The organism is Actinokineospora sp. PR83 (genome assembly GCF_021056305.1).
GTDB classification, from domain to species: Bacteria; Actinomycetota; Actinomycetes; order Mycobacteriales; family Pseudonocardiaceae; genus Actinokineospora; species Actinokineospora spheciospongiae.
On record NZ_JAJCXD010000126.1, the window covers coordinates 13,991 to 31,360 of the forward strand.

The 17,370-nt window shown below is 72.4% G+C and carries 7 protein-coding genes; 6 read left to right on the forward strand and 1 reads right to left on the reverse strand.

The features are described 5' to 3' along the window. Positions 1–61 precede the first annotated feature (61 nt). From L6E12_RS32320 to L6E12_RS35605, 4 genes are read left to right on the forward strand one after another with little or no spacing between them, the layout of a single operon-like run. The gene (locus L6E12_RS32320; RefSeq protein ID WP_236231719.1) at positions 62–9,313 is read left to right on the forward strand and encodes a non-ribosomal peptide synthetase/type I polyketide synthase; all 9,252 of its coding nucleotides are present in this window, start codon (positions 62–64) and stop codon (positions 9,311–9,313) included. Further along, positions 9,303–11,003 (forward strand): NAD(P)/FAD-dependent oxidoreductase, encoded by a 1,701-nt coding sequence (locus tag L6E12_RS32325; protein WP_236231720.1) that lies wholly within the window; start codon positions 9,303–9,305, stop codon positions 11,001–11,003. The genes L6E12_RS32320 and L6E12_RS32325 overlap by 11 nt, the downstream gene beginning before the upstream one ends. Continuing rightward, positions 11,000–12,706: an NAD(P)/FAD-dependent oxidoreductase gene (locus L6E12_RS32330; RefSeq protein ID WP_236231721.1), complete on the forward strand. Its 1,707-nt coding sequence runs from the start codon at positions 11,000–11,002 to the stop codon at positions 12,704–12,706. Before L6E12_RS32325 ends, L6E12_RS32330 begins: the two co-directional genes overlap by 4 nt. Further along, positions 12,703–13,776, forward strand: coding sequence for a zinc-binding dehydrogenase (locus L6E12_RS35605; RefSeq protein ID WP_236231722.1), 1,074 nt, complete (start codon positions 12,703–12,705; stop codon positions 13,774–13,776). The genes L6E12_RS32330 and L6E12_RS35605 overlap by 4 nt, the downstream gene beginning before the upstream one ends. 52 nt (positions 13,777–13,828) lie before the next feature. On the opposite strand, the gene L6E12_RS32340 is transcribed toward L6E12_RS35605, so the two are convergent. Then, positions 13,829–14,305: a peroxiredoxin gene (locus L6E12_RS32340; protein WP_236231723.1), complete on the reverse strand. Its 477-nt coding sequence runs from the start codon at positions 14,303–14,305 to the stop codon at positions 13,829–13,831. A 299-nt stretch (positions 14,306–14,604) separates the two neighbouring features. Here L6E12_RS32340 and L6E12_RS32345 point away from each other — a divergent pair, with 299 nt between their 5' ends. Then, the gene (locus tag L6E12_RS32345) at positions 14,605–15,033 is read left to right on the forward strand and encodes a Fur family transcriptional regulator (RefSeq protein WP_236231724.1); all 429 of its coding nucleotides are present in this window, start codon (positions 14,605–14,607) and stop codon (positions 15,031–15,033) included. 38 nt (positions 15,034–15,071) lie between these two features. After that, positions 15,072–17,348 carry a catalase/peroxidase HPI gene (katG, locus tag L6E12_RS32350; RefSeq protein ID WP_236231725.1) on the forward strand — a complete coding sequence of 759 codons (2,277 nt, stop codon included), beginning with the start codon at positions 15,072–15,074 and terminating at the stop codon, positions 17,346–17,348. The last annotated feature ends 22 nt before the right edge of the window (positions 17,349–17,370 follow it).

A 17,370-nucleotide genomic window follows, 5' to 3' on the forward strand; every position in this document is an offset into this window, starting at 1 on the left:
CCCACCCGCGACCCCGGCCCGCGGTCACCCGGTTCCCCGACACGCAAAGGAAAGCCCTGCGATGCACCCACGCACGCCCGTTCCCGAGGACAACCGCTTCGCCATCGTCGGTATCGGCTGCCGCCTGCCCGGTGGTGCGTCGGACTACCGGACGTTCTGGCGCAACGTGCTCGACGGCAAGGACTGCGTCACCGACACACCACGCGACCGCTACGACCGGGTCACCCTGGGCAGCAGGGACAAGGCGAAACCGGGTCGCTTAGTCGGCGGTCGGGGCGGTTACATCGACGGCTTCGACGAGTTCGACCCGGAGTTCTTCGGCATCAGCCCGCGCGAGGCCGAGCACATGGACCCGCAGCAGCGCAAGCTGCTGGAGGTCGCGTGGGAGGCGCTGGAGGACGGTGGCCAGAAGCCCGCCGAGCTGGCGGGGACCGACGTCGGCGTGTTCGTCGGCGCCTTCACCCTGGACTACAAGATCCTCCAGTTCGCCGACCTGGGCTTCACCACGCTGGCCGCGCACACCGCGACCGGGACGATGATGACGATGGTGTCGAACCGGATCTCGTTCTGCTTCGACCTGCGCGGCCCCAGCGTGTCCATCGACACCGCGTGCAGCTCCTCGCTGGTCGCGGTGCACCTGGCCTGCCAGAGCCTGCGCAGCGGGGAGACCGGCCTGGCGCTGGCGGGCGGCACCCTGCTGCACTCCGCGCCGCAGTACACCATCGCCGAGACCAAGGGCGGTTTCCTGTCCCCGGAGGGGAAGTCGCGCACCTTCGACGCCGACGCCGACGGCTACGTGCGCGCCGAGGGCGTGGGCGTGGTGGCGATCAAGCGCTTGGCCGACGCGCTGCGCGACGGCGACCCGATCCACTCGGTGATCATCGGTACCGGCGTCAACCAGGACGGCCGCACCCCGGGCATCACCGTGCCCAGCGGCGACGCGCAGACGGCGCTGATCGAGCGGGTGTGCGCCGAGGCGGGCGTGTCACCGGGCGAGTTGCAGTACGTGGAGGCGCACGGCACCTCCACCCCGGTCGGCGACCCGATCGAGGCCAACGCCCTGGGCCGGGTGCTGGCCAAGGGCCGCGCGCCCGGCGCCAAGTGCTACATCGGCTCGGTGAAGGCCAACATCGGCCACACCGAGGCCGCCGCGGGCATGGCCGGGCTGATCAAGACGTCGATGGCGCTGCGGCACCGGGTGATCCCGCCGCACATCAACCTGAACCGGGTCAACCCGGAGATCGACCTGGCGGCGCTGCCGTTCGACATCCCGACCGAGCCGGTGCCGTGGCCGGAGCACGACGGCCCGGCCCGCGCGGGCGTGAACTCCTTCGGGTTCGGCGGCACCAACGCGCACGTGCTGCTGGAGGAGCCGCCCGCCCGCGAGGCCCCGGCCGAGCGGGTCGAGGTGCCGGTGCCCGCCGTGCTGCCGCTGTCGGCGAGGGCGCCGGAGGCACTGGCCGAGCTGGCCGCCGGGCTGCGCGCCGAACTGGCCGCGGGTGTGGACCTGGCCGACCTGGGCCACACCCTGGCCCACCGCCGCCAGCACCACGAGCACCGCGCCGCCGTGGTCTACACCGACCGGGAGTCCCTGGACGCGGCGCTGGCCGCCGCCGAGGCGGACACCGCGCACCCCGACGTCCTCACCGGGCGGGCGGGGACGGACGAGCGGCCGGTGTGGGTGTTCACCGGCATGGGCCCGCAGTGGTGGGCCATGGGCAGGCAGCTCTTCGCCGCCGACCCGGTGTACCGGGCGGTCGTCGAGCGCGTCGACGCCGAGATCCGCGCGCAGGCCGGGTGGTCGCTGATCGAGCTGATGGGCGCCGACGAGGCCGACTCGCAGATGGCCGAGACCTGGCTGGCCCAGCCCGCCAACTTCGCCGTGCAGATCGCCCTGGCCGCCGTCTGGCGCTCGCGCGGGGTTGAACCGGCGGCGATCGTCGGGCACAGCACCGGTGAGGCCGCGGCCTTCTACGAGGCGGGCGTCTACTCCTTCGAAGACGCCGTCACGGTGATCCTCAACCGCAGCCGGTTGCAGCAGAAGCTGGTCGGCGCGGGCACCATGCTGGCCGTCGGCCTGACCGAGGCGGAGGCCACCGCGCGCGTGCGCCCCTACGGCGACCGGGTGTCGATCGCGGCGGTGAACAGCCCCGGCGCGGTCACCCTGGCCGGTGAGCGGGACGCGCTCGCCGAGCTGCACCAGGCGCTCAACGGCGACGGCGTGTTCGCCAAGTTCCTGTCCGTGCTGGTGCCCTACCACAGCGCCGCCATGGACGCGATCAAGGAAGACCTGCTGGCCGCGCTCGCCGGGATCACCGCCGCCCCGGCCACCGTGCCGCTGTACCTGACCGGCCGCCCCGGCCGGGGCGCGGGCCCGGAGCTGGACGCGGGCTACTGGTGGGACAACGTGCGCGACCGGGTCCGCTTCCGCGAGGCCGTGGACGCGCTCGCCGCCGACGGGCACCGGCTGTTCCTGGAGATCGGCCCGCACCCGGTGCTGGCGCACTCCATCGGCGAGTGCCTGGCCGCCCGGGGCCTGACCGGCACCAGCGTGCCGTCGATCCGCCGCGCCGAGGACGAGCCGGTCCGCCTGGCCCGCTCGGTCGCCGCCCTGCACGCCGCGGGCGCCACCGTGGACTGGTCGGTGCTCCAGCCCGCCGGGTCGCCGGTGCCGCTGCCGCGCTACCCGTGGCGCCGCGACCGGTACTGGGTCGAGCCCGAGCCGGTCGCCAGGGTGCGCCTGGGCCACCGCGACCACCCGCTGCTGGGCCGCCGCGGCGCGGGCGCCGAGGCCGCCTGGGAGAACCGGCTCGACACCGAGGCGCTGCCCTACCTCGACGACCACCGCATCCAGGGCAACCCGCTGTTCCCCGCCGCGGGGTACGTGGAGATGGCGTTGCAGGCGGTCAAGGCGCTGACCGGGGGCACCGACGCCACCGTGGCCGACCTGCGGCTGCGCAAGGCCCTGTTCCTCTCCGACAGCGACCCGCGCCCGGTGCACCTGTCGCTGTCGGGTGAGGACGCGTCGTTCACCGTCACCACCGCGAGCGACACCGGTGAACGGGTCGTGCACGCCAGCGGTGTGCTGCGCGCCGAGCAGCGCGCCCTGCCCGCTGCCCCGCTCGACGCCGACGCCGTGCGCGCTCGCGCCCGCCTGCACCTCGACGGCCCCGGCGCCTACGCCGAACTGGCCCGGCTCGGCTACCACTACGGCCCGGCGTTCCAGGGGATCACCGAGGTGTGGGTCGGTCGGGACGAGGCGCTGGCCCGCGTCGAGGCCCCGGCCGGGGTGGACGCCTCCGGGCACCACCTGCACCCGGTGCTGCTCGACTCCTGCTTCCAGACCCTGCTCACCCCGCTGATCACCGAGCAGGCCCGCGACGGCATCCGGCTGCCGGTGTCGATCGGGGAGATCCGGGTCGACGAGGTCGGCGCCCGGCCGCTGTGGGCGCACGCGGTGCTCACCGGCCGGGAGGCCGACGAGCTGGTCGGCGAGATCACCCTCTACACCGAGGCGGGCGAACCGCTGGGCCGCGTCGGCGGGTTCCGCGCGGTCGACGTGGAGAAGGCGGCCACCGCGGTCGGCAGGCAGACCATCGACGGCTGGCTGTCGCGGGTGTCCTGGCGGCCGGTCCCCGACCCGGCCCCGATCGAGGGCCCGCTGGGCCGCTGGCTGCTGTTCGCCGACCGCGGCGGGGTGGCCGAGGAGCTGGCCGCCCGGGTGCGCGCCGAGGGCGGGCACTGCCACCTGGTGCGCACCGGTCCCGCCTACCGCGCGGGCCGCTGGGAGTCCACCGTGGTCCCCGGCGACCCGACCCACCTGTCCCGGCTGGCCGCCGACCTGGCCGACGGCGCCGAGACCGGCTTCGAGGCCGTGGTGCACCTGTGGAACCTGGACCTGCCCGGCGCCGATGCCCTGGACCGGGCCGCGCTGGACCCGGCGGCGGGCGCCTACTCGCTGATCACCACCGCGCAGGCGCTGCTGGCCGGGGAGCTGACCGGCAGGCTGCACGTGGTCACCCGCGGCACCCAGGCCGTGCGCGCGGCGGACCCGGTGGAGCCGATCGGCGCCCGCGCGTGGGGCATCAGCCGGGTCCTGTGGCACCAGGAGCTGACCGCGCACCGCGGTGTCCTGGTCGACCTCGAACCCGGCGCCCCGGACCGGGCCGCCGAGGCGGACGCGCTGCTGCGCGAGCTGGCCGCCCCCGCCGACGCCGACATCGACGAGGTCGCGCTGCGCGGGGGAGTGCGGCACACCAGCAGGCTGGTGCCCGCCGCCGACGCGCTCACCGCGCCGCTGCCGCCGCGCCTGCGCCAGGACGGCGCCTACCTGGTCACCGGCGCGTTCGGCGCCCTGGGCAGGCTGCTGTGCCGCACCCTGGTCTCCCGGGGGGCGCGCAGGCTGGTGCTCCTCGGCCGCACCCCGCTGCCGGAGCGGGCGTGGTGGGACGCGCTCGACCCGGCTGGCAAGGTCGGCGGCGCGGTGCGCTTCGTCCGCGACCTGGAGGAGGCGGGCGCGCAGGTCATCCTCGCCCCGGTCGACGTCACCGACGAGGCCGCGCTCACCCGCTGGCTGGCCGGGTACCGCCGCGACCACGGCCTACCGCTGCGCGGGGTGTTCCACCTGGCGGGCCACGTCCGCGACACCCTCGTCCCGGACATGGACCGCGCCACCTTCGACGCCGTGCACGACCCGAAGGTCGTCGGCGCGTGGCTGCTGCACCGCCACCTGCGCGACGAGCCCCTGGACCACTTCGTCCTGTTCGCCTCGGTCGCCTCGTTGCTCACCACGGCGGGCCAGACGAACTACGCGGCGGGCAACGCCTTCCTCGACGCGCTGGCCCACCACCGCCGCTCCCGCGGCCTGCCCGCGCTGAGCCTGGACTGGGGGCCGTGGGCCACCGGGATGATCGAGGAGCTGGGCCTGGTCGAGCACTACCGGGTCAGCCGCGGCATGAGCTCGCTGTCGCCGGAGGCGGGCATGGCCGTGCTGGAGCGGGTGCTCGGCCAGGAGCAGGCGCAGTTGCTGGTGGCCACGGTGGTGGACTGGCCGACGTTCCTGTCCTGGTACGCCGACCCGCCGCCGCTGGTCGCCGAGCTGGCCGCCGCGGCGGCCGACGTCCCCGAGACCGGCGGCAGCTTCCTCGACGTGTTCCGGGTCGCCGACGACGCCACCCGGCGCGAGCTGGTCGCCGAGCGGTTCACCGCGCTGGTCGCGGGCGTGCTGCGGGTCGCCCCGGAGAAGGTCGACCAGGGCGCGGGCCTGACCTCGGCGGGCCTGGACTCGCTGCTGGCGATGGAGCTGCGGGCCAAGGTCAACACCGAGCTGAGGGTGTCGCTGCCGGTGGTCGCGCTGCTCAGCGGCGCCCCGGTCGCCGAGCTGGTCGAGCAGGTGCACGCCGGGCTCATCGCCCGCGCCGCAGGCGGGGACGACGGCGCCGAGGTGGAGGTCTTCACCGACGCGCACCGCTACCCGCTCACCCAGAACCAGAAGGCGCTGTGGTTCCTCAAGCAGCTCAACCCGGACGGCTTCGCCTACAACATCGGCGGCGCGGTCGAGGTGCGGGTGGAGCTGGACCCGGAGCTGATGTTCGACGCGGTGCGCGCCCTGGTGGCCCGCCACCCGCTGCTGCGCGCCAACTTCCTGCTGGAGAAGGGCCAGGCGGTGCAGCGCATCGCCGACACCGCCGAGGCCGACGTGGCGCTGTTCGACGTCGAGGACCGGCCGTGGGAGGAGATCTACCGGACGATCATCGACGAGTACCGCAGGCCGTATGACCTGGGCACCGACCCGCTGGTGCGGTTCCGGCTGTTCCGCCGGGGCCCGGACCGCTGGGTGATCATGAAGGCGGTGCACCACATCATCTCCGACGCGATCTCCACCTTCACCTTCATCGAGGAACTGCTGTCGCTCTACGAGGGCATGAAGCGCGGAGAGGCTGTCGAGCTGCCCGAGCCCGCCGCCCAGTACCTGGACTTCCTCAACTGGCAGAACCGGTTCCTGGCGAGCCCCGACGCCGAGCGGATGCTGGCCTATTGGCGCGACCACCTGCCCCAGGACGTACCGGTGCTGGCACTGCCGACCGACAAGCCGCGCCCGGCGGTGCAGACCGACAACGGCGCCTCGGAGTTCTTCACCGTCGACGGGGAGCTGACCGCCCGGGTGCACGAGGTGGCCCGCGCGCACGACACCACCGTGTTCGTGGTCCTCATGGCCGCCTACTACCTGCTGCTGCACCGCTACACCGGCCAGGACGACATCATCGTCGGCAGCCCGGTGACCGGGCGCACCGAACCGGAGTTCGCAGGCGTCTACGGCTACTTCGTCAACCCGCTGCCGCTGCGCGCCGACCTGTCCGGCGAGCCGACGATCGGCGAGCTGATCGAGCAGGTGCGCTCCACCGTCCTCAACGGACTGGACAACCAGGAGTACCCGTTCGTCCTGCTGGTCGAGCACCTCAAGCTCAAGCACGACCCGAGCCGGTCCGCGGTGTTCCAGGCGATGTTCATCCTGCTGGCGCACAAGGTGTCCACCGAGAAGTACGGCTACCAGCTCGACTACATCGAGCTGCCGGAGGAGGAGGGCCAGTTCGACCTGACCCTGTCGGTGTACGAGGACGAGGCGGAGAACCGCTTCCACTGCGTCTTCAAGTACAACACCGACCTGTTCTTCGCCGAGACCGTCCAGCGCTTCGCCCGGCACTACGTGACGCTGCTCGACGGCCTGACCAGGGCGGCCGACGACGCCCCGGCCACCGCCCTGCCGGTGCTGGACGCGGCCGAGCGCCGGACCGTGCTCACCGAGTGGAGCGGCGCGGGCCGGGTCGTCCCGGCCGAGATCCCGCTGCCCGAGCTGATCTCCGCCGCGGCGGCGACCACCCCGGAGGCCACCGCGGTGGTCGTGCCGGGCGGGGAGCGGCTGGGCTACGGCGAGCTGGAGAGCCGGGCGAGCGCGCTGGCGGGCGGGCTGCGCGCCAGGGGCATCGGGGCGGGGTCGGTCGTGGCCCTGTGCCTGCCCAAGTCGGCGGACCTGGTGGTCACCGTGCTGGCCGTGCTCAAGTCCGGTGCGGCGTACCTGCCGCTGGACCCGGACTACCCGACCGAGCGCCTGGCGCACATGCTGGAAACGGCGGGCGCGGAGCTGGTGCTGGCCGACGACCGGTACGCCGACCGGCTGCCCGGCGCGGTGACCGCCCTCGGCGACCTGGAACCCGACCCGGCCGCGGTGCTCGAACCGGTGCCGCTGGACGCAGTGCCGTTGGACTCGACCGCGTACGTCATCTTCACCTCGGGCTCGACCGGCCTGCCCAAGGCCGTCCGGGTCACCCACCGCAACCTCGCCTCGGCGTTCGAGGCGTGGCGCGCGGAGTACCGGCTCGACACCGACGCCCGGGTCCACCTCCAGATGGCCGGGTTCGCCTTCGACGTGTTCACCGGCGACCTGGTCCGGGCGCTGGGCTCCGGCGGCACCCTGGTGCTGGTCGACCGCGACCTGCTCTTCGACACCGCCCGCCTGTACGACACCATGGTCACCGAGCGGGTCGAGTGCGCCGAGTTCGTCCCCGCGGTCGTCCGCGCGCTGATGGCGCACTGCGACCGGACCGGGGCCCGGCTGGACTTCCTGCGGCTGCTCGCGGTCGGCTCGGACGCCTGGAAGGTCGCCGAGTACCGGCGCCTGGTCGACCTGTGCGGCCCGGACACCCGGGTGGTCAACTCCTACGGCCTGAGCGAGGCCACGATCGACAGCACCTGGTTCGAGGGCCCGGTCGACGGCCTGGAACCGGGGCGGATGGTGCCGATCGGCCGCCCGTTCCCGAACTCCGAGCTGTACCTGCTCGACGAGCGCGGTGAACCGGTGCCCCCGGGGGTGGCGGGCGAGCTGTTCGTGGGCGGCACCGGCGTGGCCGCGGGCTACGTCGGCGACCCCGAGCAGACCGGGCTGCGCTTCACCACCCGCGAGCTGGACGGCCGCGAGGTGCGGCTCTACCGCACCGGCGACCTGGCGCGCTGGGGCGCGGGCGGGCACGTGGAGCTGCTGGGCCGCGCCGACGGCCAGGTGAAGGTGCACGGCCACCGGGTCGAGGTCGGCGAGGTGGAGACCCACCTGTCGCGCTGGCCGGGGCTGGCGCACGTGGTGGTGCTGGTGCGGCCCGACCAGCGCGGCGAGGACGTGCTGTGCGCGTACTGCGTGCCCGCCGCCGGGGCCGCCCCGGACTGGCGCGCGCTGCGCGCCCACTTGGGCGAGCGGCTGCCCACCTTCATGATCCCGACGCACTTCGCCGCGCTGCCGGAGCTGCCGCTCACCCCGAACGGCAAGGTCGACGTGGACGCGCTGCCGGTGCCGGAGGCGAGCGCGGGCACCGTCGCGTTCGAACCGCCGGTCACCCTGTACGAGGTGCGCACGGCCGCGCTGTGGCAGTCGCTGCTCGGCGTGGAGGGGGTCGGGCTGCGGCACGACTTCTTCGAGCTGGGCGGCAGCTCGGTGAAGCTGGTGGAGCTGATCCACCACCTGCGCACCGAGTTCGCGGTGGAGGTCCCGGTGAGCATGCTGTTCCGGCTCACCACCCTGCACGGCATGGCCACCGCGGTCGAGCACGTGGTGACCGGCCGGGTGGCGGGTTCCCAGCCGTTCCTGGAGTTCAACCCCGACCGGACCGACACCGTGTTCTGCTTCCCGCCCGCGGGCGGGCACGGCCTGGTCTACCGCCAGCTCGCCGCGCAGCTGCCCGAGCACCGGCTCACGGCGTTCAACTTCATCCCCGGCCCGGACAAGGCCGCCCGGTACGCCGACCTGGTGCAGTCCTGCCAGGCGGAGGGCCCGTACACGCTGTTCGGCTACTCCCTCGGCGGCAACCTGGCCTTCGAGGTGGCCAAGGAGCTGGAGCGCCGCGGCGCGGTCACCGCGCACGTGGTCATCATGGACTCCTACCGGGTGCCGGAGCGCTTCGAGCTGGCCGAGGAGCACATCGCCGAGTTCGAGCGCGAACTCGCCGACCACCTGCGGCGGCACACCGGGTCGGCGACGGTCACCGAGGAGACCGTGGCCCAGGCCCGCGACTACCTGGGCTATTCCAGCCAGACCCCGAACACCGGCACGGTGGGCGCCCCGGTCACGGTCCTGTCCGACGAGTCCAAGGCCGAGAAGTACGCCCAGGGCGCCAAGGGGAGCTGGCACGGCACCTCGACCGCGGGCACGGTCGTGCTGCGCGGCTCCGGGGCGCACGAGGAGATGCTCGACGGCGAGCACCTGGAGCACAACGCCGCCCTGCTGCTGGAGGTCCTGGGCCAGGGGGGCAAGCGCGATGTCGCGTAGCGGGCGGGAGGTCTGGGAGCGGCGCGAGCGCCGCCCCGGGCGGCCTCCCCGGGTGATCATCGTCGGCGCCGGGGTCTCCGGCATGGCGGTCGGTTCCTACGGGCAGATGAGCGGCCTGGAGACGCGGATCTTCGAGAAGCACGTCATCGCGGGCGGCTGCTGCACCGGCTGGGGTCGCGACGGCTGGCTGTTCGACTACTGCATCGACTGGCTCAACGGCACCGCGCCGGGCAACGCCGCGAACCAGGTGTGGCGGGAACTCGGGGCGCTCGACGGCAAGTCGGTCACCCGGTTCGAGGTGTTCAACAAGGTGGTGGACACCGACGGCCGGTCGGTGTCCTTCCCCACCGACCCGGACCGGCTGGAGGCCGAGCTGCTGGCCTGCTCGCCCGCCGACGAGAAGCTGATCCGCGGGTTCTGCCGGGACCTGCGCCGGTTCACCAAGCTCGCCCTGCACCCGTTCCTCACCCCGCCGCCGCTGACGCCGCTGCGGGAGAAGCTGGCCATGCTCGCCACGGTGCTCCCCGCGTTCCGCCTGTTCTGGCGCAGCGGGGGGACCCAGATGGCCGACTTCACCGCCCGGTTCAGCGACCCGTTCCTGGCCAAGGCGCTGCGGAACATGTTCTTCCAGGACCCGGAGAATTTCGCGCTGATCCCGTACCACTACACGATGGCCGAGGCGCACAACGGCAACGTGGGGATGCCCCAGGGCGGCTCGCTCGGCCTGGCCAAGTCCATCGAGGACCGCTACACCGCCCTCGGCGGCCGGATCGACTTCCGGTCGCGGGTCGCCCGCATCCTCGTCGAGGACGGCCGCGCGGTGGGCGTGGAGCTGCGCGGCGGCGAGCGGCACTACGCCGACCACGTCGTGGCCGCGTGCGACGCGCTGTCCACGGTGTCCACCCTGCTCGGCGGCAGCCACAGCAGCCCCACGCTGGACACGATGCTCACCGAGGTCATGCCCGCCCCCGGCGAGCTGTACCCGGCGCTGGTGTCGGTGTTCGTCGGCATCCGCGGCGACCTGCCCGCCGAGGAGTCGCACAGCACCACCCACTTCCTGTCCGACGAGGACGCGGCCCGGCTGCCGGGGTCGCTGCAGAAAAGCCTGGTGGTGCACCTGCGGTCGCGGATGATCGCGGGCATCGCCCCGCCGGGGCACTCGCTGCTGATGTGCAACTACTTCAGCGACTTCGACACCTGGAAGGACCTGCGCGGCAGCGACCGCAAGGCCTACCGGGCGCGCAAGCAGGAGGTGGCGGCCTTCGTCCTGGAGTACCTCGAACGCCTGCACCCCGGCATCGGCGACCGCGTCGAGCAGGTGCAGGTGTCCACCCCGGCCACCACCGAGCGCTACACCGGCAACGCCAGGGGGGCGATCCTGGCCTGGAAGTCGCCGCGCGCCGACGACCTGATCGACCGGATGATCGGCAAGGACCGGCTGAGCCTGCCCGGCCTGCGCGGGTTCCACCTGGCCGGGCACTGGGTCGGCGGGGGCAGCCTGATCAAGGCCGCCGCCTCCGGCCGCTTCGCCGCGCAGTACCTCTGCCGCGAACTCGGCGTGCCGTTCCGGGCCGTGGAGAGCACCGACACCCGACCGTGGGGCCCCGAGCGCCTCGGTGAACTGCCCCAACTCGACCGGTGGACCGAACAGCAGGTGCCGTCCGGGGAAGAAGCGAGGACGTCCTCATGAGCCGCAAGACCATGATCGTCATCGGCGCGGGCCTCGGTGGTCTGTCCACCGGCTGCTACGCGCAGATGAACGGCTACGAGAGCCGGATCTTCGAGATGCACGAGATCCCCGGCGGCTGCTGCACGGCCTGGGACCGCGGCGACTTCTGGTTCGACTGCTGCATAAGCTGGCTGCTCGGCAGCGGCCCCGGCAACGAGATGCACCAGATCTGGCTGGAACTCGGGGCGCTGCAGGGCAAGGAGATCCGCCACTTCGACGTGTTCAACATCGTCCGCGGCCGCGACGGCCGGGAGGTGCACTTCTACTCCGACCCCGACCGGCTCGAAGCGCACCTGCTGGAGATCTCGCCCGCCGACGCCAAGCTGATCCGCGACTTCTGCGGCGGGCTGCGCAAGTTCCGCAAGGCGCTGGCGGTGTACCCGTTCCTCAAGCCGGTCGGCATCATGGGCACGCTGGAGCGGATCCGGATGCTGGCAGGGTTCCTGCCGTACTTCAACGTGGTCCGCAAGTCCATCAGCACCCTGATGACCGACTACTCCGCGCGCTTCAAGGAACCGCTGCTGCGCGAGGCGTTCAACTACGTCCTCTACGAGAAGCACGCCAACTTCCCGGTGCTGCCGATCTACTTCCAGCTCGCCTCGCACGCCAACCTCTCCGCCGGGGTGCCCGAGGGCGGGTCGCTGGGCCTGGCCAGGTCCATCGAGGAGCGCTACCGGCGCCTCGGCGGCGAGGTCACCTACAACGCCAAGGTCGAGCGGATCATCGTGGAGGACGACACCGCGGTGGGCGTGCTCCTCGACGACGGCACCGAGCACTACGCCGACATCGTGGTCTCCGCCGCCGACGGCCCCACCACGATGACGAAGTTCGTCGACGACAAGTACCTCACCGACGAGTACCGCAAGCTCTACACGGAGACCATCCTCGAACCCGGCATGGTCTTCCCCGGCTACGTCTGCCTGTTCCTGGCCCTGGACCGGCCGGTGCCCGAGGGCGACCCGTGCACCACCTACCTCCTGACCGAGGAGGAGGCCGAGGACCTGGTCGGCATCAAGCACCCCAGCATCAACGTCCAGTTCCGCAGCACCCACTACCCGGAGCTGTCGCCGGAGGGCACCACCATCGTCTACATGACCTACTTCGCCGACATCGCACCGTGGCGCGAGGTCGACGAGGGCCCCGAGCAGGTGACCCGGGTCCGGGCGGGGGAGAAGCTGCACACCCTCCCCGTCCGCCACGGCAAGCAGTACTACGCCGCCAAGCGCAGGGCGCGGCTGGCGCTGATGGACATCCTGGAGAAGCGCTACCCCGGCATCACCGCCTCGGTGGTCGCCCGCGACGTGTCCACACCGCTCACCCAGGTCCGCTACACCGGGAACTACAACGGCACCGTGCTGGGGTGGCAGCCGTTCGTCGACAGCGGCGAGACCCTGGAGGAACTGGTCAAGAAGTACGGCCCCGGCCTGCCCGGGCTGCGCAACTTCTACCAGTCCGGGGTGTGGGCCACCACCGGCGGCCTGATCCGCGCCGCCACGGCGGGCAGGCAGGTCATGCAGTTCATCTGCAAGGACGACAACAAGGAGTTCGACGCACACGTGGACGACCACGGGCCACCCCCGACCCACCGCGTGATAGCCGTGCGCCCGCAGCACGAGCGCACGCCCCGGAACCTGGTCTCGCTGGCGGGCGGGGGTGCGTCGTGAAGGTGTCCCAGTGGGTCGTGCGCGAGCACATGCGCGGTGTCCCGGACCCGGCGCGCATCTACGAGAAGGTCGAGGAGGAGTTGGTCGTCGACCTCGCCGAGGACGAGATGCTCCTGGAGACGCTGTACGTCTCGGTGGACCCCTACCAGCAGGGCCTCGCCCTCGACACCCGCATCGGCGACCACATGGGCGCCGACTCGGTGATGCGCGTCCTGGAGGCGGGCCCCCGCGCCCTGTTCCGGCCGGGCGACCTGGTCCAGGGCTTCGGCGGCTGGCGCACCCACGTGGTCGACACGGGCGGCCCCACCCGCTGGGACTCCACCTGGCACGCCGAGAACATGCCCCTGGTGTTCCCCGCCTACCGCCTGCTCGACCCCGCCCACTACGGCGACGCCCTCCCGCTGCACACGGCGCTGAGCGTGCTGGGCGGCCCCGGCATGACCGCCTGGGGCGCGATGCGCAAGGTGCTCCAGGTCAGGCCCGGGGACAGCGTCCTGATCAGCGGGGCCTCCGGGGCGATCGGCTCGGTGGCGGGCCAACTGGCCCGGCTGGCGGGCGCGGGGCGGGTGGTGGCCACCACCCGCTCGGCGGCCAAGACCGAGCACCTGCTGGGCCTGGGCTTCGACGAGGTCGTGGTCTACAACCGGGACGAGCCGCGCGAGGAGGTCCGCGACCGCCTCCGCCGCGCCCTGCCCAAGGGCGTGGACCGCTACCTCGACACCGTCGGCGGCGCCCTCACCGACGAGGTGTTCGGGATGCTGGCCATCGGCGCGCGGATCGCGATCTGCGCCCAGTTCGAGAGCCAGGTCGGCGGCGACCACGTCGGCCCGAGGCTGCTGCCGCTGCTGATGCGCCCGCAGGCCACCGTCCGCGGCGTGTTCTCCCTGGAGTGGATGGAGGACCCGGCCTGCTGGGTGGACCTGGAAGCCGACCTGGGCAACCTGGTCCGCACGGGCGCCGTCGTCCACGAGCACACCATGCACGAGGGCTTCGACTCGATCCCCGCGGCCTACGGGTCGCTGTTCGCCGACGGCGCGGACAAGAGGGGCAAGGTGCTGGTCCGGCTCTGACCGACCCGCCGCACCGGGGGCGGGCCCACGCGGGCCCGCCCCCGGTGTCGTGCTACTTCCCGGCGCGGGCCCGCAGGGCGGCGAGTGCCTGGTCCGCGTGGACCTCCATCCGCAGTTCGGACTTCACCACGGCCAGCACGGTCCGGTCGGTGTCGATGACGATGGTCCGCCGCCGCGTCTGCACGGCGCCGAACCGGTCCGGCAGCCCCAGCTTCCGCCGGACCCCGTAGGCGGCGGCCACGGCGCCGTCGGGATCGGACAGGAGCGGAAAGCCGAAGGAGTGCGCGTCGGAGAATTCCCGCTGCCTGTCCACCCCGTCGGAACTGATCCCCACCCGCTGGCCGCCGACTTCGGCGAACTCGGCGGCCAGGTCCCGGAAGTGGCAGCTCTGGGCGGTGCACCCGGTTGTCATGGCGGCGGGGTAGAAGAAGAGCGCCACGGGTCCGAGTTCCAGGAACTCCCCGAGCGAGCGCGGATTCCCGTCCTGGTCGACGAGCTTGAAGTCCGGAGCGATATCACCCTTGTCCATGCGACTGAAGATAATCCTTGTGGACGGTCGCGAAAAGGTGCAACAGGGGGCAATCGGAGAACGTTTTCCGCTTGTTTTCCCGCGCCTTCCGCGGCCCCGTGCGCGGTTGCGCACCGGTCGGTCGGAGTCGGCGGAATTCCCGCGGGAGGCCGGGGGAGACCGTCCACTCGGACGTGGCCGGGGTGCGCCGCCACGCGCGCCCGGCACTGTGATGTGATCATGGTGTCCGCCCCGGACCCTGCTGCCCCGGGGGACCAGGCAACTTGAACTACTCCAGAAAAGTCTCTAGGGTGTGCCGTGTGACGTCCGACTTCGAGGCTCAGCTTCGGGCGGTCTCGTTGCGCGTGACCCGACCCAGGCTGGCGGTGCTCACCGCGCTGCGCGACCACCCGCACGTCGACACCGACACGGTGATCGCGCTGGTGCGGGTCGAGCACCCGACCGTGTCCCACCAGGCGGTCTACGACGTCCTGCGCGCGCTGACCGACGCCGGTCTGATCCGCCGCATCCAGCCCGCGGGCACCACCGCCCGCTACGAGTCCCGGGTGGGCGACAACCACCACCACGTCGTGTGCCGCTCCTGCGGCGCGATCGCCGACATCGAGTGCGCCGTCGGCCACGCCCCCTGCCTCACCGCCTCGGACGACCACGGTTTTGCGGTCGACGAGGCGGAGGTCGTCTTCTGGGGCACCTGCCCCGACTGCACGGCCGGACGCACAACCCGATAGAACACCAGTACAGCCAGCGCAAGTTCGGAAGGACGCAGATGAGCGAGCCCAGGGCAACGCCCCCCACCAGCGCTCAGGGCGTGGACGAGAAGGCGGCGGCCGGTTGCCCGGTCGCGCACGACTCGGTGACCGCCCACGGCAGCGAGAGCGAGAACCCGGCGATCGACTCGCCGACCCCGAAGACCTCGGGTCGTCCGCACACCAACCGGGACTGGTGGCCCAACCAGCTCGACCTGTCGGTGCTGCACGCCCACTCCTCGAAGGGCAACCCGCTCGGCCCGGACTTCAGCTACGCCAAGGAGTTCGCCAAGCTCGACGTCGAGGCCCTCAAGCGCGACATCACCGAGGTGCTCACCACCTCGCAGGACTGGTGGCCCGCCGACTTCGGCCACTACGGCGGCCTGATGATCCGGATGAGCTGGCACGCCGCGGGCACCTACCGCATCCACGACGGCCGCGGCGGCGCGGGCGACGGCGGTCAGCGCTTCGCCCCGCTCAACAGCTGGCCCGACAACGCCAACCTGGACAAGGCCCGCAGGCTGCTGTGGCCGGTCAAGCAGAAGTACGGCCAGAAGGTGTCCTGGGCCGACCTGCTCGTGCTCGCGGGCAACGTGGCCCTGGAGTCGATGGGCTTCAAGACCTTCGGCTTCGGCTTCGGCCGCGAGGACGTCTGGGAGCCCGAGGAGATCATCTGGGGTCCCGAGGACACCTGGCTGGGCGACGAGCGCTACGTCAGCGACTCGGAGATGGCCGAGGACGTCGGCGCGACCGAGATGGGTCTCATCTACGTCAACCCGGAGGGTCCCCGCGGCAACGCGGACCCCGCCGCGGCTGCGCACTTCATCCGGGAGACCTTCGGCCGGATGGCGATGAACGACGAGGAGACCGTCGCCCTCATCGCCGGTGGCCACACCTTCGGCAAGACCCACGGCGCCGGTGTCGCCGACGGCCACGTCGGCCCCGAGCCCGAGGGCGCCCCGCTGGAGGCGCAGGGCCTGGGCTGGCTGAGCACCCACGGCAGCGGCAAGGCCGGTGACACGATCACCAGCGGTCTCGAGGTGACGTGGACCGACCTGCCGACGCAGTGGAGCAACCGCTTCTTCGAGATCCTCTTCGGCCACGAGTGGGAGCTGACCACCAGCCCCGGTGGCGCCAAGCAGTGGGTCGCCAAGGACGCCGAGGAGATCATCCCGGACCCGTTCGACCCGGCCAAGAAGCACAAGCCGACCATGCTCACGACGGACCTGTCGCTGCGCGTGGACCCGGCGTACGAGAAGATCTCCCGCCGTTTCCTGGAGAAGCCCGAGGAGTTCGCCCTGGCGTTCGCCAAGGCCTGGTACAAGCTGCTGCACCGCGACATGGGTCCGGTCAGCCGCTTCCTGGGCCCGTGGGTGGCCGAGCCGCAGTTGTGGCAGGACCCGGTGCCCGCCGTGGACCACGACCTCGTGGGCGAGTCCGACATCGCCGCCCTCAAGGCGAAGGTCCTCGACTCCGGCCTCACCACCGCCCAGCTCGTCTCCACCGCCTGGGCCTCCGCGGCGAGCTTCCGCGCCACGGACAAGCGCGGCGGCGCCAACGGCGCCCGCATCCGCCTGGAGCCGCAGCGCAACTGGGAGGTCAACCAGCCCGAGCAGCTCGCGACGGTCCTGGAGACCCTGGAGGGCATCCAGCGGGAGTTCAACGACGCGGGCGGCGCGAAGATCTCCCTCGCCGACCTGATCGTGCTGGCCGGTTCGGCCGCGGTCGAGAAGGCGGCCCGCGACGCGGGCGTCGAGACGACCGTGCCGTTCCACCCGGGCCGCACCGACGCCACCCAGGAGCAGACCGACGTCGAGTCGTTCTCCGTCCTGGAGCCGCGCGCCGACGGGTTCCGCAACTACCTGCGCCCCGGTGAGAAGCTCCAGCCGGAGGTGCTGCTGGTCGAGCGCGCCTACATGCTCGACCTGACGGCGCCGGAGATGACCGTGCTCGTCGGCGGTCTGCGCTCCCTCGGGGCCAACGTCGGCGGCGCCGAGCACGGCGTGCTCACCGACCGGCCCGGTGTGCTCAGCAACGACTTCTTCGCCAACCTGCTGTCCCCGGGCACCAAGTGGAAGGCGTCGGAGTCGCAGGAGAACACCTACGAGATCCGCGACGCGGCCACCGACGAGGTGAAGTGGACCGCCACCGCGGTCGACCTCGTCTTCGGCTCCAACTCCCAGCTACGCGCCCTCGCCGAGGTCTACGCCAGCCAGGACGCCCAGGAGAAGTTCGTCGCGGACTTCACCGCGGCGTGGACCAAGGTCATGGAACTCGACCGGTTCGACCTCGCCTGATCCCGCTGCACCCCGACGAGCC

Coding starts and splice junctions, on each gene's coding strand:
- katG (WP_236231725.1), top strand. CDS start 15,072: ATGAGCGAGCCCAGGGCAACGCCCCCCACCAGCGCTCAGGGCGTGGAC.
- L6E12_RS32320 (WP_236231719.1), top strand. CDS start 62: ATGCACCCACGCACGCCCGTTCCCGAGGACAACCGCTTCGCCATCGTC.
- L6E12_RS32340 (WP_236231723.1), bottom strand. CDS start 14,305: ATGGACAAGGGTGATATCGCTCCGGACTTCAAGCTCGTCGACCAGGAC.
- L6E12_RS32330 (WP_236231721.1), top strand. CDS start 11,000: ATGAGCCGCAAGACCATGATCGTCATCGGCGCGGGCCTCGGTGGTCTG.
- L6E12_RS32325 (WP_236231720.1), top strand. CDS start 9,303: ATGTCGCGTAGCGGGCGGGAGGTCTGGGAGCGGCGCGAGCGCCGCCCC.